Origin of the sequence: Nannocystis bainbridge (assembly GCF_028368995.1) — a bacterium.
Taxonomy (GTDB): domain Bacteria; phylum Myxococcota_A; class Polyangia; order Nannocystales; family Nannocystaceae; genus Nannocystis; species Nannocystis bainbridge.
Genome location: NZ_JAQNDL010000001.1, coordinates 1,476,642 through 1,497,344, shown reverse-complemented (window position 1 = coordinate 1,497,344; position 20,703 = coordinate 1,476,642). Strand labels below are relative to the sequence as shown.

The 20,703-nt window shown below is 72.1% G+C and carries 15 protein-coding genes; 5 read left to right on the top strand and 10 right to left on the bottom strand.

Features of this window, described 5'->3' with window-relative positions; genetic code table 11:
* Window positions 1–7 precede the first annotated feature (7 nt).
* The 8 genes from POL25_RS05900 to POL25_RS05865 all read right to left on the bottom strand — a co-directional run bounded on the left by POL25_RS05900 (window position 8) and on the right by POL25_RS05865 (window position 11,257).
* Window positions 8–3,112, bottom strand: a complete 3,105-nt coding sequence (locus POL25_RS05900) for a carboxypeptidase regulatory-like domain-containing protein (RefSeq protein WP_272084865.1) — start codon at window positions 3,110–3,112, stop codon at window positions 8–10.
* Window positions 3,113–3,589: 477 nt separating this feature from the next.
* On the bottom strand, window positions 3,590–4,717 hold the full coding sequence (locus tag POL25_RS05895; RefSeq protein WP_272084863.1) for an acyl-CoA dehydrogenase family protein: 1,128 nt from the start codon (window positions 4,715–4,717) through the stop codon (window positions 3,590–3,592).
* Between the two features lie 605 nt (window positions 4,718–5,322).
* Entirely contained in the window at window positions 5,323–6,021 is a 699-nt protein-coding gene (locus tag POL25_RS05890) for a hypothetical protein (RefSeq protein WP_272084862.1), read from the bottom strand.
* A 96-nt stretch (window positions 6,022–6,117) separates the two neighbouring features.
* On the bottom strand, window positions 6,118–6,561 hold the full coding sequence (locus POL25_RS05885; RefSeq protein WP_272084861.1) for a hypothetical protein: 444 nt from the start codon (window positions 6,559–6,561) through the stop codon (window positions 6,118–6,120).
* 67 nt (window positions 6,562–6,628) lie between these two features.
* The gene (locus POL25_RS05880) at window positions 6,629–8,464 is read right to left on the bottom strand and encodes a DUF8740 domain-containing protein (RefSeq protein WP_272084860.1); all 1,836 of its coding nucleotides are present in this window, start codon (window positions 8,462–8,464) and stop codon (window positions 6,629–6,631) included.
* Entirely contained in the window at window positions 8,461–9,012 is a 552-nt protein-coding gene (locus POL25_RS05875; protein WP_272084859.1) for a hypothetical protein, read from the bottom strand. Before POL25_RS05875 ends, POL25_RS05880 begins: the two co-directional genes overlap by 4 nt.
* A gap of 497 nt (window positions 9,013–9,509) precedes the next feature.
* Complete coding sequence (locus POL25_RS05870) at window positions 9,510–10,733, bottom strand: DUF8740 domain-containing protein (protein ID WP_272084857.1); 1,224 nt, start codon at window positions 10,731–10,733, stop codon at window positions 9,510–9,512.
* On the bottom strand, window positions 10,730–11,257 hold the full coding sequence (locus POL25_RS05865) for a hypothetical protein (protein WP_272084855.1): 528 nt from the start codon (window positions 11,255–11,257) through the stop codon (window positions 10,730–10,732). The genes POL25_RS05870 and POL25_RS05865 overlap by 4 nt, the downstream gene beginning before the upstream one ends.
* 424 nt (window positions 11,258–11,681) lie before the next feature.
* Between POL25_RS05865 and POL25_RS05860 the strand changes: the two genes are divergently transcribed.
* From POL25_RS05860 to POL25_RS05850, 3 genes are all read left to right on the top strand, one after another.
* Entirely contained in the window at window positions 11,682–12,596 is a 915-nt protein-coding gene (locus tag POL25_RS05860) for a tetratricopeptide repeat protein (RefSeq protein ID WP_272084854.1), read from the top strand.
* A gap of 354 nt (window positions 12,597–12,950) precedes the next feature.
* Window positions 12,951–15,080, top strand: coding sequence for a sulfatase (locus POL25_RS05855; protein ID WP_272084852.1), 2,130 nt, complete (start codon window positions 12,951–12,953; stop codon window positions 15,078–15,080).
* Between the two features lie 221 nt (window positions 15,081–15,301).
* Window positions 15,302–16,423, top strand: a complete 1,122-nt coding sequence (locus POL25_RS05850) for a tetratricopeptide repeat protein (RefSeq protein WP_272084850.1) — start codon at window positions 15,302–15,304, stop codon at window positions 16,421–16,423.
* Between the two features lie 81 nt (window positions 16,424–16,504).
* Here POL25_RS05850 and POL25_RS05845 read toward each other — a convergent pair whose 3' ends face one another.
* Window positions 16,505–17,128 carry a glutathione S-transferase N-terminal domain-containing protein gene (locus POL25_RS05845; protein ID WP_272084849.1) on the bottom strand — a complete coding sequence of 208 codons (624 nt, stop codon included), beginning with the start codon at window positions 17,126–17,128 and terminating at the stop codon, window positions 16,505–16,507.
* A 65-nt stretch (window positions 17,129–17,193) separates the two neighbouring features.
* On the opposite strand from POL25_RS05845, the gene POL25_RS05840 reads away from it, so the two are divergent.
* Complete coding sequence (locus POL25_RS05840; RefSeq protein WP_272084848.1) at window positions 17,194–18,126, top strand: LysR family transcriptional regulator; 933 nt, start codon at window positions 17,194–17,196, stop codon at window positions 18,124–18,126.
* 148 nt (window positions 18,127–18,274) lie between these two features.
* On the opposite strand, the gene POL25_RS05835 is transcribed toward POL25_RS05840, so the two are convergent.
* On the bottom strand, window positions 18,275–18,748 hold the full coding sequence (locus POL25_RS05835) for a hypothetical protein (protein WP_272084847.1): 474 nt from the start codon (window positions 18,746–18,748) through the stop codon (window positions 18,275–18,277).
* A gap of 811 nt (window positions 18,749–19,559) precedes the next feature.
* On the opposite strand from POL25_RS05835, the gene POL25_RS05830 reads away from it, so the two are divergent.
* Window positions 19,560–20,537, top strand: coding sequence for a hypothetical protein (locus POL25_RS05830; RefSeq protein ID WP_272084845.1), 978 nt, complete (start codon window positions 19,560–19,562; stop codon window positions 20,535–20,537).
* Window positions 20,538–20,703 lie beyond the last annotated feature (166 nt).

Sequence of the window (20,703 nt, the reverse complement as noted above, 5' to 3'; positions counted from 1 at the left end):
GGCGCGATCAGAGTGGCGCGTCGGCGACGAGCTCGACCGTCACCCCGCGGGCGAGGCCCAGCCGCACCGTCGTACCCGGCGACACCAGCGTCAGCGGCCAGTACAGGTAGTAGTTCGCGCCGGTGACGTCCTGCCCGCCGACCGCGACGATCTCGTCGCCGACCTGCAGCGCGGCCGCGGCCGCCGGGCTGCCCGGGCGCACCACCGCGACGGTCAACCGCCGCTGCAGCGGGTCCGCCCCCGGTTCGGCCTGCTTGAGTCCGATCCCGAGGTCGCCCCCCGACTCACCGCTGCGGACGGCCTTCTTCACCAGCCGGATCGGCGGCAGCTCGATCACCGGCCCGCCCTCGAGCCGCGTGTTGATCGAGGCCGACGCGTACGTCTCCGCCTCCTCCGGGGAGGCCTGCACCATCACCAGGCCCGTCGGCGCCCGCGCGACCTCGAACCGCCCCGCCGCGTCGCTGACGTGCTTCTTGTCGCCGGGTTCTCCGCCGAAGCGGACGATGGTGCTCTCGAGGATCTGCACGGCGACACCCGGCACCGGCCTGCCCTCGAGGTCGACTACCGTGCCACGCACCGTCACCTTCGCCGCGAGCTCGACGCGGATCCCGGTGTTCTCCTCGCCTGGCCCGAGGGACATATCCATCGTCCGCGTCCCCTCGGACGCCGACACCTGCACCCGGTAGGTCCCGGGCGGCAGCTCCGCGAAGCTCCACGCCCCGTCGGTGCGGAAGAACGAGTCCATCCGGCGGAACCCGGTCCTGATGTCCTCCACCTTGACAGTGAACTCCTGCGGCGCCCTGCCGCCGGGCAGCGCCACCGTGCCGCCGAGCCGCCCCGTCTCGGCGATCGTCAGCACGACCTCGCTGCCGGGCGCGACCTGCTCGGCGATCGCCTCGCCGCCGCCGCGCCGGTATGCGCGCACGGTGTACTTGCCCGGGAACAGCCCATCGAGCGAAAACCGGCCGTCGCCGTCGGTCAGGCGCGGCCGTTCGGAGTCGCGGTCGAATCGCCCCGTCAGCAGCCCGGCCCCTCGCCCCGCGGCGCCCCATTCCTCCGACTCGCGGATCGCCTCGACGAATGCGTCGGGCACGACCTCGCCGTGCTCGCCGCGGACCGTCCCGACGATCGTCTCCGAACCTGCCTCGACGACCAGCTTGACCGTCTCCACCGCCCCGGGGCGGACCTCGAGCTTCACCCCCTGCGCGTCGTCCGGACCGGCGCCCGGTGCCCGCAACACATCGTCCTTGGCAGCGAGGACCCGGTACTCGCCCGGCGCGATCTCGCGGACGACGAAGGTGCCGTCGTCGGCCGTGGTCACCTGCGGGCCGGGTCGCGCTCCGAGAAACTGCACCCCCACGCGCGCAAGCCCCTTCCCATGCGCGTCGCGGACCTCGCCGCGGACCTCGCCGGACGTCGGCGCCACCAGCCGCACGCCCTCCACGTCCTGTCCTTCGGGCACCGTTACCTCGGTCGGCTTGTCCGGCGTCACCCGCTTCTGGTTTATCGCAGACGCGTAGACCTGATAAGTCCCGGGCAGCAGCCCCGGGAGCTCGAAGCGCCCCTGTGCGTCCGACTGGCTGTCTCGCGCGCGAATCGTCCGCGCCCGCGGCTGCGCGGGGTCTTGTTTCGAGTGTGCCGATAGCCGGAGGCCCTGCATCGGCTCGCCCTTCGCCGTGACGATGACGCCGCGGATCGCCTGGCCGCGCGTCACTTCCCAGCGCAGCCCGGTCGCGTTCGCGTCGGCGACAACCACCGGCTCGTACCGCTCCGCCGACACGAAGCCGCGGCAGTCGACAGTCACCTCGTAGGTCCCCGGCAAGAGCCCGTCAGCGTGCGCCACCCCGTCGGCCTCGATCTCCACCCAGTGCTCGCGGCCCTGGGCCGGATCGCGCAGCCTCACCGATCCCTTATTGCACGACGTCCCGCCGGCCACGAACACCCGTCCCTCGACGTAAAACGCCGGGTGCGCCCGAATCACGATCGGCGCTGACGTCTCGCCGAGCCCGAGCACGACCTGCTCCGTCGCCACCCCGTACACGTCGTCGGTCGTCGCCTTCGGCTTGTACGCCCCCGCCGCCAGGCGATCGATCCGGAAATTGCCGCCCGCGTCGGTGCGCGCCCGTCCGCCTTCGGCGAACGCGTCGCCGCGCTCCGCCGTCACCTCCGCCCCCTCGATCGGCGAACCGTCGCCCGCGCGCACGACCTTGCCGACCAGCACAGCCTCCGGCGTCAAGAACACCTCGAAGGTGTGCCCGGGCGCGACCCCGTAGTCCTGCCCATCGGCGTAACCCTCGGCCGTCGCCCGCACCCTGGGTCGACCCGGCGGCACCCACAGCGAGAATTCGCCCTCCGGCCCCGACGTCGTCGCCGCGACGCCGGTCCCCTCGATACCCCCACCGGACGTCACGAGCGCGCCCTCGATCGCGCCGCCGCTGAGGTCCTTGATCGTGCCGCGGATCTCGACCCCGCCGCCCGGCAGCACGATGTCGATGCCGCGCACGTCGACGGCCGGGCGCAGGTCGATCGTATCGCGCCGCGCCGCCCCCTCACCCTGCACGTAAAAAGCCGGGATGTGGCCCGGCGCGCTCGCGCTGACGCGGTGGCGGACCGCCCACAGCCCCGCGAGCACGTAACCGCCGTCGCGCCCCGTCTCCACGCATGTCGGCTGCCGCAACGCGGCCACGTCGAGCCGGCGCGAGCTGGTGAACGCGCAGACCTGCGCGCCCGCGATCGCCCGCCCGTCCGGATCGGTGACCTTCCCGGAGATCGTGGCGAACCCGATCCGCCGCGGGTCGCCCGTATCCTCAGGATCCGCGGAGAGCACCACGCGCGGTTCAGGGACGGCTCCCGCCGCCGCCCGGTCGCGATAAGGCTCCTTCGTCGGCCGCGACCACAGCAACCACGCTGTCACGGCGGCGAGCGCCGCCCCCACGACGATTCGCGTCCTGCGTCGCACGATCATGCATTCCCCCGAAATCCGGCGCGATCGAACGCGCGCGGGACACTTTATCTCCCCAATGCGCGCACGCGCGAGAGGGGAACAGTCGTGCAGTGTTCGACGTATTCGTATTCGTGGCAGAGGCTCGCGCGAGGCGACGAAGCCGCCCAATTGCTCGTCGATCTCGATGGTTCGGCGTTGTCGCCGACGTTGCGGACACGGCCACGTCCATGGATGCGACACCGCCCTAAGCCCATTCATGAGCGCCCTCAGGGACAGCCCGGCGCGGCGTGGATCCCCGGTGGGGACTCGATCACCCAATCTAGGCCGGCCAGCGGGCGCGGCACCTACCCGACGACGACAAGTCGATAGGGCTGCACGCGCTCGGTCAGGAGTACGAGGCCGCGATCAGCGAGTACATCCGCGAGACCCTCGCGGCCCGGCTCCCCGGCGCGAGCGCGACCACGTCTACGACGACGTGGCAGGCATCGACCCGCGCAATGGCTGTTGCCTCGATCGGCCTCTGTTGCCTGACGGAACGCGGGTTAGATCGGGGCAGATGGGGGAATCGCTTCCCCGCTCGGAACGCCGTCTTGGTGCACAGGGAACCCAGGAAGCCGGGAATGGGGTGCACGTCGCGGGGTCGCTTCACAGCATCGGCAGGCCGCACGCGTGCTTGCCGATGAACTCGTAGAGCAGGTCCGTCGTCGGCGACATCACCGTCGCCGCGTGGGCGTCGCGGAATTGGCGCTCCACGCCGACGTCCTTGCGATAGGCCGCGCCGCCGCAGATCCGCATGGCGAGCTCGGTGACCTCGGTGGCGACCTCGGCGGCGGCGGCCTTGACCTCGAGCACGCGGAGCTGAGCGTCGGGGCGGCCGTCCTCGAGGGCGGCGAGGGTGTCGGCCAGCAGGGCGCGGGCCATGTCGCGCTTGAGGACGCAGCGGGCCACGAAGGCGCGGATGGTCGGCAGGTCGGCCAGGGTCTGGTCGGTGTGCGAGAAGCGGGCCCGGCTGGCGTGGGCGACCGCGCCGGCCACGGCGGCGTCGACGATGCCGATGTAGCAGGCGGCCGACAGCACCTGAAAGTGCGGCAGGACGATCGTCATCATGATGTCGAGGCCGCCGCCGTCGAGGCCGAGCATGGCGGCGGGGTCGAGGCGGACGTCGTCGGCGCGGATCGGGGCAGAGGAGTTGCCGCGCAGGCCGAGGCCGTCGAACGGGCGCGGAATGGTGAGACCCGGGCTGGCGGCGGGGACGAGCCACAAGGTGCTGAGCTCCTGGGCGGTGACCGGCTGGCTCGACCACACGTAGCTGTCGGCCTCGCCGGCGGAGGTCGACCAGCTCTTCTCGGCGTCGAGGCGGATCTGGCCGCCGGCGACGGCGCGGGCGGTGCCGACCGGGGCCCAGAAGTGGCTGCGCGAGCCGGCCTCGGAGAAGGCGAGGGTGGTGATGTGCCGGCCCGCGGCGATCGCCTGGCGAACCGCGCGCGGGCCGTGGCGCTCGATCACGGCGGCGCCGCAGTAATGCATGCAGAGGACCATGCCGGTCGAGCCGCAGGCGCCGCCGACGAGCTCGACGACGCGGGCCGCGGCGCGCAGGTCGAGGCCAGCGCCGCCCACGTCCTCGGCGCCGAGGAGCCCGAGCAAGCCGGCGTCGCCGAGGCCGCGCAGGGCGGTCCGCGGATACACGCCGCGATCGACGTCGCAGGCGTGCGGGACGATGATGTCGTCGACGATCCGCCGCGCGCGCTGGAGATACCCGGGGTCGTTCTGCATGGGCACCATCGTCGGGTGCAAGGGCCAATCGGGCAAGCTTCCAAGGTCGAGGTCGCTCGAGGTGGAGAACCCCCGAACGCAGTTATGAATCGATGTTAGGTGTCGCATCGCGGCGACAGGGGCGCGGCAGCGCGGCGCGGGGCGTCGCCTCGTGCACGAGAGTGCGGCGGCGAATCAGGCACCGGCGTCGCGGCCGGCGTTGCCGCGAATCGGGGCACCGGCGTCGCGGCCGTCGGTGCTGCGAACTATAGCCTTCAAGTCGCAGCCGACGCGGCTGCTAAACAGAGCACCGGGGTCGCGGCCAGCGCCGCAGCGAATCATGGCCCTCGAGTCGCAGCTGACGCTGCTGCGAATCAAAGCACCGGGACGCGGCAAGCGCTGTTGGGAATCATGGCCCTCGAGTCGCAGCCGATGCGGCTGCTAAACAGAGCACCGGGGTCGCGGCCGAAGCTGCAGCGAATCGGGGCTCCGGGGTCGCGGCCGAAGCTGCAGCGAATCGTCGCTTCGAGTCATAGCCGGTGCAGCCGCGAATCATGACCCCGCGAGTCGCGGCCGACGCTGCTCGCGTCCTGCCGCGAATCGACGGCCTTCGCGTCCGCGGGCGCTCAGCGCGAGGGGCCGGTGTCGTCGAGGCCGCGTGGGGCCGGGGTCGGCGGCTTCTCGGTCCCGGCGAACTCGACGGGCACGGCCACGGTCACGTCGGCGCCGGGCGGCGCGGCGAGGGTCGGCGGCTTCTGGGCGATCTGGCCCGTGAGACAGGCGCCGACGCCGGGCATGCCGGGCACGTCGGACACGCCGAGAGTCAGCAGCGCGCCGTCGCTGGCGTAGCTGGCCTCGACGGTGAAGGTGGCGCTGAAGTCGGAGCCCGGCGGCCAGCAGGCCTGGCGCAGGGCGGCGCGGCGGCTGGCGAGCTCGGCGCTGACGGCGGCGAGGACCTGCGGGCGCACGGCCTCGCTGGCCTCGCTGGCGGCGTTGAGGCCGGGGCTGCCGACGACCGGCGGCCCGGGCGGCTGCTCGGGCGCAGGCGGGGCAGCGGGCCGCTGGGCGACGGTGTCGCGCTCGCGGGCGACGCCGTCGGGGTCGGCGCGGCGCGGCTCGGCGGGGTCGCCTTCGACGCGCGGGCTGGCGGGGTCGTAGTCGGCACCGGCGACCCCGAGCGGGCGGCCGTCGACGTTTACGGCGGTGCCAGGAGCGGTCGCAGAAGCTGCCGACGGCGCGGGCCGGTCGGCGAGCACGAGCCACAGCAAGAGGCCGCCGCCGCCGAGCAGGGCCGCGCTCACGAGATAGATGCCGCGTGATGCCAAGGGTGGTCCTCGGGACAGGTCGATGGAAGAGCCGTCAGGGGAAGGTCGCCGCGTGATGCCAAGGATGTTCCTCGGGACAGGTCGATGGAAAAGCCGTCAGGGGAAGGTCAGCGTGGGGCTGGCGGTGACGGTCTGGCCGGGTCGGGGGATCCGCAGCGGTGGGAGTTTGGCGAGCACGCACTCGGTGACGGCCGGGCGCGAGGCGCCGCGCTTCTCGAGCGAGCCGCGGGCGATCTGCTGGCCCTCGGCGTCGAAGGTGTAGTTGAATTCGAGGACCACGGGCGGCGGCGGGGTCTCGCCGACGACCGCGGGCAGGTAGCAGGCCTGGCGCAGCGCCTCGACGTGGTAGGCGAGGGCGTTGGCGGCGTGCTGTTGGGAGGTCGCCAGGTCGAACGCGGGGCCAGCCGGCGGCGGGGCGCCGGCGGCGGACGGCTCCGGGGCCGCGACCGGCAGCTCGCGCGGGGCGAGGCTGCGCAGGCCGAGGAACAGGCCGAGGCCGATCAGGGCGCCGGCGAGGAGGATGGCCGTCGAGGTCGACACGGGACGCGGAGCATGCCGGAGCCGGGACCCCGCGACCAGCGACGGCGCGGGGTCCGGCGCCGTGTGCTCAGTTGGTGATCATCACCCAGCCGGTGACGAAGCCGTTGTTGTTGATGGTGTTGAGGCTGGTGTTGGCGACACACAGGCCGACGTTCCAGCTGCCGGCCCCCGGGATGACCGAGCCGGTGGCGCCGATCGGGTAGGGGTTGGTCGTGAACAGGTGCTCGACGCCGTTGTTGTTCGAGAACGGGGTCAGGGCGCCAGGGTTGGCCGCGTTCTGATAACAGAGGTCGACGAAGCTGAACTGCGCCCCGGCGTTGAGGTAGCCGAGCGACGAGGTGGCCGTGCCGGTGAGCCGCTGGTTGCCCACGGTGTTGACCACGACCGGGGTGCCACCGAAGGTCCAGGTGGCGTTGGGGGCGATGTTGCCGACCTGGCTGACGAAGCGGGCCACGGCGACGACGCCGGTGGGACCCTGCGGGCCTTGCGGGCCGACGGCGCCCTGGGGACCGACGGGGCCGACGGCGCCCGCGGGGCCTGCAGGACCGGCGGGACCGGCAGGACCGGCGGGACCGACCGCACCGGCGGGGCCGGCGGGGCCCATGGGACCGATCGGGCCGACCGGGCCGACAGCGCCCTGCGGCCCGGAAGGACCGGCGGGACCGACGGCACCCGCGGGGCCGGCAGGACCGGCAGGACCTGCGTCGCCCTGCGGACCGGAGGGACCGGCGGGGCCGACGGCGCCAGCAGGGCCGGCAGGGCCGGCAGGGCCGGGGTCGCCCTGCGCGCCCTGAGCGCCCTGAGCGCCCATTTCGCCCTGCGGGCCGGCCGGGCCGGCGGGACCGGCGTCGCCCTGCGGGCCGGCGGGGCCGGCGGGGCCAGGATCGCCCTGCGGGCCGGCAGGACCGGCGGAGCCCATCTCGCCCTGCGGGCCGGCGGGACCGGCGGGGCCGGGGTCGCCTTGCGGGCCCTGAGCGCCCTGCGCACCCATCTCGCCCTGCGGGCCGGCGGGGCCGGCGGGACCGAGGTCGCCCTGCGGGCCCTGGATGCCCTGCGGACCGGTCTCACCCTGCGGCCCCTGGGCGCCCTGCGGGCCCTGGGTGCCTTGCGGTCCCTGGGCGCCCTGGGGGCCTTCGGGGCCGGCGGGACCGGCCGGGCCGACCTGGCCGAGGTCGCCGGAGGGGCCCGGCGGGCCTTCGGGGCCGGCGGGACCGGCGGGACCGGCCGGGCCGGCGGGGCCGTCGGGCCCGGGCGGGCCGTCGGGGCCGGCGGGGCCTTCGGGACCGGCCGCGCCGGCGGGGCCGGCAGGACCGGCGGGGCCCTCGGGACCAGCGGCGCCCTCCGAGCCGGCGGGACCGGCAGGACCGGCGGGTCCGGGCGGGCCGGCGGGGCCGATCAGGCCCGAGGGATCGCCGACCCACTGGCCGTTCTGATCGATCACCGCACCGAAGCCCTGGATGTTGACATTGGTCGGGTTGATCTCACCGCGGACATCGCCGGCGAACATCGCATACGGGACGCTGACGATGGCGGCGCGCGGGGTCATCTCCGGGTCGCCGCCGACGGTGATGCCGAGCCAGCGGGTCGTGCCGTCGAAGACGTTCTCGTCGAGCACAAGCTGCTCGCCGAGGCGGACCGAGAAGAAGCCCTCGTCGAAATCGACGGTGATGGTCTCGGACCAGATCTCGTTGCCGGCGACCTCGTCGTCGTAAATGGTGAAAATGAGGTCCTGGGTGCCGTCGACGGGCAGACCGTTGGCGTCGAACAGGCGGCCCTGGTGGGTGACGAGCTCCGGCACGGCGAGCGCGCTGGCCTCGAGCGGCAGCAGCCACGCGGCCGCGAGGGCCGGGGCGAGCCACCATTTTTTGAGGGACGAGACGGAGGAGGAGCGACGGAGGGTCATGGAGGGTTCCCGTTGGCGCCGATGAGGCCGCCCTGCAGGCGAAAGTTATTCGAGGTGTAGACGCCCTGATTCTGGGTCGGCTGACCCAGGGTGAAGACCATGCGGAAGTTGGGGCTCTGGGCGACGGTGCCGCTGTTGACGGTCTGGGTGATCGACTTGCCGACGAGCTCGTTGCCGGTGGTGCCGTCAGTGTCGGTATCCGTGGTGTCCGTGGTCGTCGTGGTGGTCGTCGTGGTGGTCGTGGTCGTGTCGGTGGTGTCGGTGGTATCGGTGGTGGTCGGGTCGGTCGGGTCGACCGCGGTGGTCGAATCGGTGCCCGTCACCGAGGTGGTCGGCGGCGAATCGGTGGTCGTCGGGACCGTGGTGGTCGGCGGCGAATCGGTGGGGTCAGGGTCGTCCGTGGTCTGCGTGCTCGTGCCCTGGGCGGTGTCCGTGACCGTGGTCGTGTCGTCGGCGCACGCTGCTGTCAGCAGCGCGGCGACGCCGAGCGCCAGCCACGGGCGCGGCGGCCCATGGGCGGTAATTCCAATCCATGTCATCCCGTGCATTCCTCCTCCATGCAATCGCCGACGCGCCCATGGGGTGCGTCGGTGGGGGCAGACTATCCACGAAGTCGGAGCTCGCTGAAGGTCTCCGAGTGCGGTCCGCGCGGGACCATGCACGCCGGCGGCGGCGCGGAATCGAGGCTGGCGGCCACGCGGAGGAGCGGCCAGGTCGGGCCATCGAACGCCGTTCGTATGGCTCCGCGCCGATCTTCGCGATGGCGCGATGTCGGCGCCGGCTCGCGGCTTCGATCGTGACGACCGCGACAGCATGCGCGCGCCCGCCGGGGGCCGATGGAGACGATCGCCGGGCTGCGCCGCGCCCGAAAACGCCCGCGCGCGCGCCTGGCCGCATTCAGCGTGGCAATGATGGCAGTGCCGCGGGTGCGACCCAGGGGGTCGTAGCAATGGGCGCTCGCTCGAGCGCGTGCGCGATCGGGGTCACGCCGCGCCCGGGTCACCTGACTTTTGGGTTAGGTGATCCGGGCGCTGCGCTCATGCGCTCAATTGGTGAGCTGGATCCACCCGTTGACGCGGTTGTTCTCGTCGAGGATCTCGCCGCCGTAGTTGTTGCGAATGCAAAGGCCGACGGTCCACGAGCCGGCGCCGGGCACGATCGTGCCGGCGGCGGTGAACGAGTTGGCGAACTGCTCGATGCGCGGCGACACGAAATTGACGCCGCTGAAGTTCTTCAGGGCCTGCGCGCCCTGGCGATAACAGAGGTCGAGGTCGACGCGGCGCCAGGTGAGGGTGGTGCCGTGGGCCAGACCCGCGGTGGCGGTGCCGGTCAGGCGCTGGCCGGCTTCGACGGAGATGACCGCGGTCGGGCCGACGAACACCCACGCCGGGTCGAGCGGGATGTCCTCGATGGCGCCGGCGAAGCTGGCGGTGGCGATGATGCCGGTCGGACCCTCCGGGCCGGCGGGGCCGACGGGGCCGCTCGGGCCCTGGGCTCCGGCGGGGCCGGCGGGGCCGGCGGGACCGGCAGGACCGGCAGGGCCGACGCCGCCTGCAGGACCGGCAGGACCGGCGGGGCCGGCAGGGCCAGCGAGGCCCATCGGGCCCTGGGGACCCTGCGCGCCGGCAGGACCGGACGGGCCGGACGGACCGGCGGGACCGGCGGGTCCAGGCGGGCCGGCGGGGCCCTCGGGACCGGCGGGGCCCTCGGTGCCGGCGGGACCGGCGGGACCGGCGGGTCCGGGCGGGCCGGCGGGACCGAGCAGGCCCGAGGGGTCGCCGACCCATTTGCCGTTCTGATCGATGACCGCGCCGAAGCCCTGGATGTTGACATTGGTCGGGTTGATCTCACCGCGGACATCGCCGGCGAACATCGCATACGGGACGCTGACGATCGCTGCGCGCGGGGTCATCTCCGGGTCGGCGTCGACGGTGATGCCGAGCCAGCGGGTCGAGCCGTCGAAGACGTTCTCGTCGAGCACCAGTTGCTCGCCGAGGCGCACCGAGAAGTAACCGTCGTCGAAATCGACGGTGACGGTCTCGGACCAGATCTCGTTGCCGGCGAGCTCGGCGTCGTAGATGGCGAAGGTGAGGTCGTGGGCGCCGCTGACGAGCGCGCCGTTGGCGTCGAACAGGCGGCCCTGGTGGGTGACGAGGGCCGGTACGGCGAGCGCGCTGGCCTCGAGCGGCGTCAGCGTCACGGCGGCGAGGATCGGCGCGAGCCACCACGGCTTCAGGGTCGAGACGGAGGAGAGGCGACGGAGGGTCATGGAGGGTTCCCGTTGGCGCCGATGAGGCCGCCCTGCAGACGAAAGTTATCGGAGGTGTAGAGGCCCTGGTTCTGGGTCGGCTGACCCAGCGTGAAGACCATGCGGAAGTTGGGGCTCTGGGCGACGGTGCCGCTGTTGACGGTCTGGGTGATCGACTTGCCGACGAGCTCGTCGCCGGTGGTGCTGTCGGTGTCGGTGGTGTCGGTCGTCGTCGTCGTCGTCGTCGTCGAATCGGTGGTGGTCGGTTCGACGGTGGTGGTCGGCTCGACCGCGGTGGTCGAGCCGGTCTCGGTGGTGGTCGAGGTCGGCGCGTCGGTGGTGGTCGGCGCGACGGTGGTGGTCGGCTCGTCGGTGGTGACGGTCGATTCGACGGTCGTCTGCGTGGTCGTGCCCTGGGCCGTGTCGGTGACCGTGGTCGTGTCGTCGGCGCATCCGCCCAGCAGGGCGACGGCGGCGAGGGTCGCCCACCAGCCGGGCCGCGGCGGGCCGTGGGCCTCCATGGTGTTCCATCTCATAAGCTGCATCGTGGTTCCTCTAGCCAATCCGCCGCCGCGCCCCGGGCCCGGCGGCGCGGCCACAGTAGCCGCGAAGCCCTGCGCTGCGAAGGTCCCCGAGGGCGAGGGCACGGGGCTCGACGGGGGGCGCGAAATCGCCCGTCTTGCGATCCCGGGGCCGCGGGCGGCGAGCCGACGGTGTGGTCATTCCGCCGCGGGTCGCCGGTCGCTCGCGGGGGCTCCGGCGGCGAACGGCGATCGCCGGCGGATGGGCATGTCTCGAAGGACATGTCCCGACGTCGATGCGACCTGTCCCGAGGGACATCTCATCGGTGGGCCGGCTCGGGCAGTCGCCGATGCGAGATGTGGGCGACGCCATCGCCGGGCGCAGAGCCATGAATTCCTCACACGTGCGCGCCGCGAATTTCACCGGCAGTCGCGGTAGCGTCGAGCGATGGACGAACGCGAGAAGGACACGCGCGACAAGATCGCGGCGCTGAAGGCCGGGCTGGCCGGGCAGGGCTCCGCCGAGGAGCTGTACGACCACCATCGCCTCGCCGTGGTCGCGCTCGAGTTCCGCGAGTCCGACGCGATCGCCGGGCTGCCGCCGGTCGACGAGGCGCTGGTCGAGGAGCTGCGCGCGCTGTCGTGGCAGGCGCAGGCGCAGGCGGCCGCCGGCGGGCATCACGAGGCGGCGCTCGGGCTGGCGCGGCGGATCGTGCAACGGGAGGACTCGCAGCTGGCGGGGGCGTCGTGGTCGACGCTGACGCGCGCGGCCGCGGCCGACAATACCGGCGCGCTCGACGTGCTGCTCAGCTACATGTGGACGCGCGGGCTGGCCGGGCCCGACGGCTGCGAGGGCGACGAGGACGAGGCCCGCGCGGCGGCGGTGCGCTCGGCCGAGAAGGGCCACGCCGACGGGCTGTTCGAGGCCGCGGTGCTGGTCGGGCGCAGCGACCCCGAGGCGGGCCGGGCCTACAACGCCAGGGCGGCGGCGCTCGGGCAGGCGCGGGCGATCTTCAACGAGGGCTACTACGCCGAGACCGGCGACCGCGTGGCCCAGGACGACGCGGCCGCGTTCGCGTGGTACCGCAAGGCCGCCGACCTCGGGCACGTCAAGGCGGGGGCGCTGGTCGGTATCAAGTGCTATCAGGGCCGCGGCCACGCGCGCGACCCGGAGGTCATCGCCAAGTACCTCGGCCTGGCCCACGCAGGCGGGTTCCCGTGGGCCAGCCTGGCCGAGGTGCTGGGGGCCGGCGACGAGGAGATCGCGGAGATGCACGCGATCGCGGAGATCGAAGCGGACGACGACTACGATCCGTACGGCGACGCGGACGAGGACGAGGACGGCGAGGACGAGGAGAATTGAGCTGTTCTTCGGGACATGTCGATACGGACATGTCCCGAACGAGCGGTGAAGAGGGCCCGCGTGAGCGACATGACCGATGCGACATGTCCCGCGGGACAGCATGCGGACGCCGTTCGCCGCGCTCGCAAGCGGCGCATCGCGCGTCACGCGCGATGTCGCCTGCGTCGCGGAGATCGCCGCCCCTCGTGCGCTACGGCATGCGCCGGAGCGGGCGGGCCCGGCCCGGGGCCGAAAGCCGTCTGACGGGCCGCTGACGGCCCTTCGGCGGGGGTGACCTCTGCATGGGGGAGCGCCGGCAAACAACGTCACGCTTCCGTCACGCCGCGACGTCGGGCACAATGCGGCGCTGCCGCGATGTCCGTCGAAGATCCGCCCAGAACGGCGTTTTTGGCCCATATCCCGTTTGCCGCCGCGGTCGCCGGCCTGGCCTCCCTGATCGATTTCGTCAGCGGCGGGCAGGGTGTGGGTGCGTCGGCGGCGATCGCCGCTCTCGGCGTCGGCGTCGGCGCCGGCGCGGTGCTCGGGGGCGTGTTCGCCGGGGTGCTGCGCGGGCTGCAACGGCTGCCGACGTGGGGGCGGGCGCTCGCGTGGCTGGCGGTCGGCGCCGGGCTGACCGTCTGGCTCATGGACCAGCTCGGGGTGATCGCCCGCTTCGGCGGCAAGGACCACGCCGACGCCGTGGCCGCGGCGATCGCCGGCGTGGGCGCGGGGCTGGGGCTGGCGCTGCTGGGGTTCGTCGCCCAGCCGTCGGCGACCCAGCCGGCCTGGCTGTCGCGCACGTGGAAGCGGCCGCTGTGGACCGGCCCGCTGCTGGCGCTGGCGGCGGTCGGCTTCATCGTCGCCGATCGCCGGGTCGGGGTCGACAACTATCCGGCGGCGCACACGGCCCTGCGGGTGATGGCGGTGCTGATGCTGACGATCGTCGGCGTCGCCTGCCTGCGCTACTGGCCCCGCCGCCTGCGCGTGCCCGCGTGGGGGCGCCCGGTCGGCGCGGGCGTGCTGGCGTTGCCGTTCGTGTGGGCGCTCGTGGTCGTCGACGGCGACCGCGACCTGCTCGCGGGCCTGCTCGAGCGGCCGTTCTCGAGCCTGTCGCTGCGGACGCTGCGGACCCTCGGCGACGTCGACCGCGACGGTTACTCGCCGATCCTCGGCGGTGGCGACTGCGCCCCGTTCAACGCCGCGGTCCACCCGTTCGCGCGCGAGCTGCCCGGCAACGGCGTCGACGACAACTGCGTCCTCGGCGACGCGCCGGTCGAGGAGCCGGTCGCCGACCCGCCGGTGCCCGACAAGCCGCCGCCGACCAGCGTCGTCCTCATCACCATCGACACCCTGCGCGCCGACCACGTCAGCTGGGGCGGCAAGCGCAACACCACCCCCGAGATGAAGAAGTGGTCCGAGAGCGGGACCCGCTTCATCCGCGCCTACACCGGCGGCTCGTGGACCAGCCTGGCGCTGTCGTCGATGTTCCGCGGCGTGTACCCGCGGCGGCTGGTGTGGAACCCGTTCTTCGAGACCAACAAGTTCCGCCTGCTGCGCAGCACCGAGATCGATCAGCTCGACGACGGCGAGCTGCTCAAGCTCAAGTTCGGCCTGCCCGCGGCCGAGAAGTACGTGCCGCTGCAGACGTTCTTGAAGCGGCGCGGCATGTACACCGCCGCGGTCATCGACGACGGCTCGACCGGCTTCCTCGACGCCTCGACCGGCGCCTACCCCGACTTCGACGAGTACGAGGAGGTCTCGGGCAAGGCGCTCGACGTCGCCGTCACCGACGCCGCGATCAAGATCCTCGACGCCCAGCCCAAGGACCGCCCGTTCTTCCTGTGGGCCCATTACTTCGGCCCGCACGGCGGCCACTCGTGGCACCGCGGGGTGCCGCGGTGGGGCAACAGCGTCGCCGGCAAGTACGACCACGAGATCGCGTGGACCGACAAGCACGTCGGCCGCCTGCTCGAGCGCATCGACGAGCTCGCCAAGGAGCGCGAGATCGCCGTCATCATCACCGCCGACCACGGCGAGAGCCTCGGCGCCAAGCGCCGCACCCACGGCGTCGGCGTCGGCGAGGACGACATCCGCGTGCCGCTGGTCGTGCGCGGCCCCGGCTTCGCGCCCGGCACCACCTCGAAGCAGTTGGTCGGCACCGTCGACGTGATGCCGACGATCCTCAAGTGGACCGAGACCCCGGCGCCCGAGGGCCTCGACGGCCGCGACCTCGCCGGCATCCTCTCCAACCCGGCCTCCAACAAGAACCGGGTGCTGGTGGCCGAGACCTGGCGCTTCACCGCCAACGGCGCCGCGACCCACAACATGGTCACGGTGTTCGACGGCACCTACAAGCTGGTGTGCAACCTGCTCGACGAGGCGCTGTCGGCCCGCAAGCAGCAAGGCGACAAGCCGCTGCCCTACGGCGATCCGAAGATCGAGCGGCTGCAGGGCGCGCTCGACGGGTACCTCGAGCGCACCGGGCCGCCGAACTTCGTCGACTGACGGCGAGAGCGGACATGCGCGAAAGGGCATGTCCCCACGGACATGTTCTTAAGGACATGTCTCGATCGCCATGTCGAGCCGGGTCGCGCTTTGACTCGAGAGTCCGTACGCCCGGGTGGATTCTCGATGGCGGCGTCGAGGAGCCGCGCAACCATCTAGAAGCTTTCAAACACCCCTCGCGGCGCTTGGCGCGGAAACGCTCACGGGCTATGGGTCGTGCCATGAGCCAGCAGCAGCATCGCAGCGCCCGACGCCGCGCCGAGAAGCGACACCTTCGGGAGGTCGAGCGCCGGAAGGCCCGGACCGTCGCGCGCAAGGACGGGTCCACCCCCGCGCCTCCGCGCCCACTCGCCCGTGACGGGCGAGTGCTCAGCGCTGACGAGGACACCGACGTGCATCCCTATCTGACGCAGCGTGAGCGTGAGCGCGAGCTCGTCGTCCGTGGCACGCCGTGGCGTTGGCGGCACGAGATGCCCGGCTTCTGGACGCACGCGGAGGTCGCCGCGCTCGCCGACGACGCCCTGTTCACCGGCCTCGCCGACCGCGGCCTCGTCCTCTCTCGAGCCGACGTCCTGGCTCACATCGCCCGGATGCCCGCCGGCGGCTCTGCCTGGCGAATGTCGCGGATTCACTGGTTACCCGCCCTCGGGTCGCGCGTGTCGGCGGCGGACCGCGATTTCCTCGGGCTCGCCGCCGTCGAGTTGTGGCGACGGCTTCGTCCGGAAGATCCGCCGCTCGAGTCGTTGCTGGCGCTCCTGGCGGACGCCGACGACCTGCGCGACGACGACATGGTCGGGTGTCTCACCGCTCGGCTCCGCTTTCTCGCGGCGGTGCGCGGGCGCGGCGGGTCGGACAGCGCCGGCGAGATCGGTGGCGTCCGCCTCCCGCTCGGCGAGGAGCACATGCGAGCCGTCCTCATGGCTTTCAGATTCGTCGAGGCGCACCCGGAACTCGTCGCCACCACGATCGCCGAGGTGGACCCATGGGTCGCCCACGTCGGCGACTCCGAAGACTCATTCCTGGCGCGCGCGCTCGCCGTGCTTTGCAACGAGCTCGGCCACCATGACGAAGCCGAACGGCGCCTCCGCGCCGCGCTGGCGCTCCGCCCCGACGAACCGGCGACGCGCAGGATGCTCGCCGCACACCTCCACGAACACGCGGGGGGCGACCGGGCACGCCTCGTCGAGGCCCTCGAGCTGTGGGATTCGGCGCATCGGTCCGCGGAGCCCGACGACGACGACGAGGAGTCTGCCAGAGATGAAGCGCTCTTCCGGAGGATCCGCGACTCGATCGTCGAGAGCCTCCGCGCTCACGAAGAGCGAGCCGTGGACGCCGCGGAGTGAAGGCCCTCTCGTCGTACCGACGGGTCGTCGCCACCGACCGACGCGGCCGTCCATTTACATCGTCACCACGGGCCGGGACCGCTACGCCTTGAGCCCCTCGGCCGCGAACGCGGCGACCACCGCGGGCCGCGCGGCGACGCGGGCCTGGAAGGCGGCGAGGTTGGCCGGCAGCTCGGCGGCGAACAGCTTGGGGTAGACGCGCAGCGCGAAGAAGGCGTAGGCGTCGAGCACCGTGAACGCGTCGCCGTGGAAGAACGGCCGCTCGCCGAGGTCGCGCGCCAGCAGCTCGACGCGCGCGGTCAGCCGCTGGGACGCCCAGCGCTTGGCCTCGTCGCCGGCGTTCGGCATGATCGTGAACGGGGCGAAGCCCTTGTGCAGCTCGGTGGCGATGAAGATCAGCCGCTCGTCGAAGCGGACCCGCTCCAGCCCGCCGTGGAGCGGCGCGAGCCCGGCCTCGGGCCAGGTGTCGGCGACGTACTGCAGCAGCACGGCGGTCTCGGTCAGCACCTCGCCGTCGGGCAGCCGCAGGGCCGGGACGTAGCCCTTGGGGTTGACGGCCGCGAAATCTTCGCCGGCCTCGGTCTTGCGGGTGCGCAGGTCGACGCGCGCCAGCTCGAAGGTCGCGCCGGCCTCGCGCAGGGCGATGTGCGGGGCGAGGGAGCACACGCCGGGGTAGTAGTAGAGTCGCAGCGCTTCGGTGGTCATGCCCCGATCTACGCCGCCCGCGGCGCTTGAACAATCCCGGGCGATTGATCAATCTGTTCACGGCCATGAACAGCCGCCCCGACTTCGCCGCCGTCGAGGCGTTCGTCCGCGTCGCCGAGGCCGGCAGCTTCCGCGCGGCCGCGCTGGCCCTGGCGGCGCCGGTGTCGACGGTCAGCGTCCAGGTCAGCCGGCTCGAGGAGCGGCTGGGGACCCGCCTGTTCGAGCGCACGACCCGGCGCGTGCGCCTCACCGACGAGGGCCAGCGGTACTTCGAGCAGGTCCGCGCCGGCCTCGACGTGGTCACCGAGGCCGAGCGCACGATCGCCGAGGCGCGCGGGGAGGCGCGCGGTCGCCTGCGGATCGCCGCGCCGGGCGGCTTCGGCGAGGGGGTGCTGGGGCGCGTGCTCGGCCAGTTCGCCCGCGAACACCCGCACGTCGAGGTGGAGATCGAGCTGTGCGCCGGGCAGCTCGACCCGCTGCGCGACGGCTTCGACGTGGTGATCCAGGCCGAGCCGGCCGCGAGCGCGTCGCTGGTGGCGCGCAAGCTCGGGGCGCCGGCGAAGTACCGCCTGGTGGCGAGCCCGGAGTACCTGGCGCGCCGCGGCGCGCCGACGCACCCGCGCGAGCTGGCGAAGCACGTGTGCCTGGTGATGGGCACGCGCCGCGAGGCGACGACGTGGCGCTTCTCGAAGGGCTCGGCCCGCCCGGCGATCGTGCACCGCCACGCGACCGCCAACAGCTGGCCGCTGATCCGCGACCTGGCGGTGTCAGGCTGCGGGATCGCCCGGCTGCCGGAGTACCTGGCGGCGCCGGCGATCTCGGAGGGCCGGGTGGTGCCGGTGCTCGACAGCTACTGCCCGGCGGTGGAGCAGATGTACGCGGTCTATGCGAGGAGCCGCCACGTGCCGGCGCGCCTCAGCAGCTTCGTGGCGACGCTGCAGAAGTTCCTGTCGGTGTGGCCAGGGTGCCTGCCGAAGCCGCCGCGCGCGCCGGGGTGAGGCGGGGATGTGTATGCGTTCGTCCTCGTTCCTTGTTCCGCGTGCGGCGTCTCCGGAGCTCGGAGAGGTTCACCGTGAGTGAGCTGTCGTCGGTGACGGCATTGTGGCGACGCATGGTGAGCGCGAGCGGCTCACAGAGTAGTGAGGGTCAGAACTGGAACTTCAAAGAGCATCCGCTTAGACCACACTGAGCGCGTCGCGGCTTGAGTCTGGGCGGGGCCACGAAGGCCGCGACGAGCAGTCCTACACCAATGACAAAGAACGTGGTTCCGACGACCCAGCCGGCTGGCGTCAGCTTTCCGAGCGAGCCGACGCCATCGCTGTCGTCGACATGGCACTCCTTATCCCAGGAAATGCAACTGTTGCCGCACGGTTTGCCCTTCATGCAGTTCACCCGAAGATTCACACCGTCCACCCCGGATTCATGAGCAAACCCAGTCTGGGACTGGGTCTCGAGCGGCTTTCGTGCGAAGACGAATGTGAGACTCGAGATAAGGAACGCACTCGTACTCCCCAGGGCCAGACCAAATCTGAGTTTGAAACGGCGGGGCTGGAGCTCAGATTTTTCGTCGTCAGCGCAGCGCTCGGCTGCCGACTTGGCCGGCGCCGGATCGTCGAACACCTCTACCTCGCTTTCCTGGGCTTGAGGGAGCGGTGCGAGCGCAGCGGTGGGCGCAGGTCGCGCAGGTGGATGGAGCTCGGCCGTCGAGGGACATACATCACCCAGCGGTACGCATCCCCCTGAAGCACACGAGGTGGTGTTTTTGGGGCAGAGAAGTGGCGCACCAACAGGTTGAGCAGCGAGAGCTAGCGCGACGAGCACCGCAACCAGGGACATGGTGCATGTCTACATCGGCAAGACATGAATGAGTTGCTGCGGCCCACAGTGTCGACTAGCTTTCTCTCACGGTCCTCACCCATAGCTGGCCTCGACGACTTCGTTCAAAATAGTCGGGTCGATCGGCAGCGCGCAACCGATTGCCCTCGAATGGGAGGTGGGCCCTTCATGGTCGGGGGGGGGCGGGTTTGCCTACGCATCGCCTACGCACTCGGGTACGAGGGCTATCGAGCGGAATCAGCGGGCGTACCTTTATATCATTCACGGTAATATAGGTGAGGGTCGTGTTCGTGCCGCTAACGATAGAGCCGACGATGGATGCGCTTTATGCTGAGCATAGGAATTCCGCATTTTCAACATACAACATCGTTGCGCGCGGGTTTGTCCGTAGTGGGTGTGCCGAGCGGTCGGGAACTCTGCAAATGCAGTGAGCGCAACGCGCCTAAAGTCGGCCACTTGGAGAACTGCGAGACACGTCTCTAAGTCTCGTCGTGCGGCTGCGCGAGGGGCCGGCGGCCCGCCCTATGCGTGCGTCGGGGCTCGCGGTGGCGCTTCGCGGTGGCGTTCGTGGGCCGCTCGTGGAATAGTGGGGCGCGTGACCGCGTTCGGGGCGACGATGCGAGCTGGCCTGGTCCTCGTCGCTCCTGCGGTCCTGCTGGCGTGCGCGCGCGCGCCGGCCGGGGCGGCGATGCCGGTGCCTCCGCCCTCGGAGCCGGCTGTAGCGGTGGTGGTGGAAGCCGAACCGGCGCTCGCGCCTGAGCCGCAGCCGGCGGAGGCGGTGAGCGAGTCGTCGCGGCTGCTCGCCGAGGTCGAGGCGATGGAGGTGTCGGCGCGCTGGGCTTGGGCGGTGGCGACGTTGCCGGAGCTGGCGGAGCACCGGGAGGCGGGGGACGAGGAGGAGCGGTGGGCGGAGTTCCGCCGGCTCGTCGGCGCTCGCACGAGGCTGTGGGTGCGGGCCCGCGGCGACCGCTGCTTCGCGGTGCGTGGCGGGTGGGAAGACGACGGGTTCTTCGGTCGCGCGCGCGAGGTCGCCACGGTCGCGGGCACCCGGAAGACCGTGCGCTACGAGGGCGTCGACATCACCGAGCGTGGGATCATCACCACAGGGCCGCACGGCGAGGCGTTCGAACGCGACGCTCGCGGTCGCTGGCAGCCGGACGGCGAGTTCGGGCTCGGGTCGTTCGCCACGCTGGCCGACGGGCCCGCCTTCGAGGTCAAGGCGGGGGCCGCGTACTTCGGCGCTGCCGCGTACACGCTGAAGATCGTGTGCAGCGAGGCGAGCGTGCGGGAGGAGCAGTGCGTCGACGGTCAACCACGTCGCTGCAGCCGTTGCAGCCGCCTGACGGCGTATCCGCAAGGTCCGAACATGGCCATGGCCGGGTCGATGGGGAGCTTCGTGCGCGGGGGTGACAGCGTGGACTGCAGCGCCCCGTGTCCGCCGGATGTGCTCGGCGCCCAACTGGCGGCGCTCGAATTGGCGGTGAAGGGGCGCACGTTCATCGAGGCCGAGCTGCCGGAGGCCGGGGTGTATACGGAGGCTCGGGCGTGCCGCGGCGATCGTCGCATGCGCTGATGCAGGGTCGGGCGAGGGGCGGCGGTCTGCGGTCGCATGCCGTTGCGTGCGCGTTGTGGGATCGGCGGGTTCGTCCCGGAGAAGGCGCTGCCCGGGTTCGGCGATAAATCGGGCACCGGGGCAATTGAATCGCGGTCGCAGGACACCTGATCTTTGGGCGGCACAA

What these genes read in the sequence shown, in the direction of transcription:
- POL25_RS05880 (WP_272084860.1), bottom strand. Translation starts at nt 8,464, where the DNA reads ATGACCCTCCGTCGCTCCTCCTCCGTCTCGTCCCTCAAAAAATGGTGG.
- POL25_RS05870 (WP_272084857.1), bottom strand. Translation starts at nt 10,733, where the DNA reads ATGACCCTCCGTCGCCTCTCCTCCGTCTCGACCCTGAAGCCGTGGTGG.
- POL25_RS05855 (WP_272084852.1), top strand. Translation starts at nt 12,951, where the DNA reads ATGTCCGTCGAAGATCCGCCCAGAACGGCGTTTTTGGCCCATATCCCG.
- POL25_RS05860 (WP_272084854.1), top strand. Translation starts at nt 11,682, where the DNA reads ATGGACGAACGCGAGAAGGACACGCGCGACAAGATCGCGGCGCTGAAG.
- POL25_RS05895 (WP_272084863.1), bottom strand. Translation starts at nt 4,717, where the DNA reads ATGCAGAACGACCCCGGGTATCTCCAGCGCGCGCGGCGGATCGTCGAC.
- POL25_RS05865 (WP_272084855.1), bottom strand. Translation starts at nt 11,257, where the DNA reads ATGCAGCTTATGAGATGGAACACCATGGAGGCCCACGGCCCGCCGCGG.
- POL25_RS05850 (WP_272084850.1), top strand. Translation starts at nt 15,302, where the DNA reads ATGAGCCAGCAGCAGCATCGCAGCGCCCGACGCCGCGCCGAGAAGCGA.
- POL25_RS05845 (WP_272084849.1), bottom strand. Translation starts at nt 17,128, where the DNA reads ATGACCACCGAAGCGCTGCGACTCTACTACTACCCCGGCGTGTGCTCC.
- POL25_RS05840 (WP_272084848.1), top strand. Translation starts at nt 17,194, where the DNA reads ATGAACAGCCGCCCCGACTTCGCCGCCGTCGAGGCGTTCGTCCGCGTC.
- POL25_RS05875 (WP_272084859.1), bottom strand. Translation starts at nt 9,012, where the DNA reads ATGCACGGGATGACATGGATTGGAATTACCGCCCATGGGCCGCCGCGC.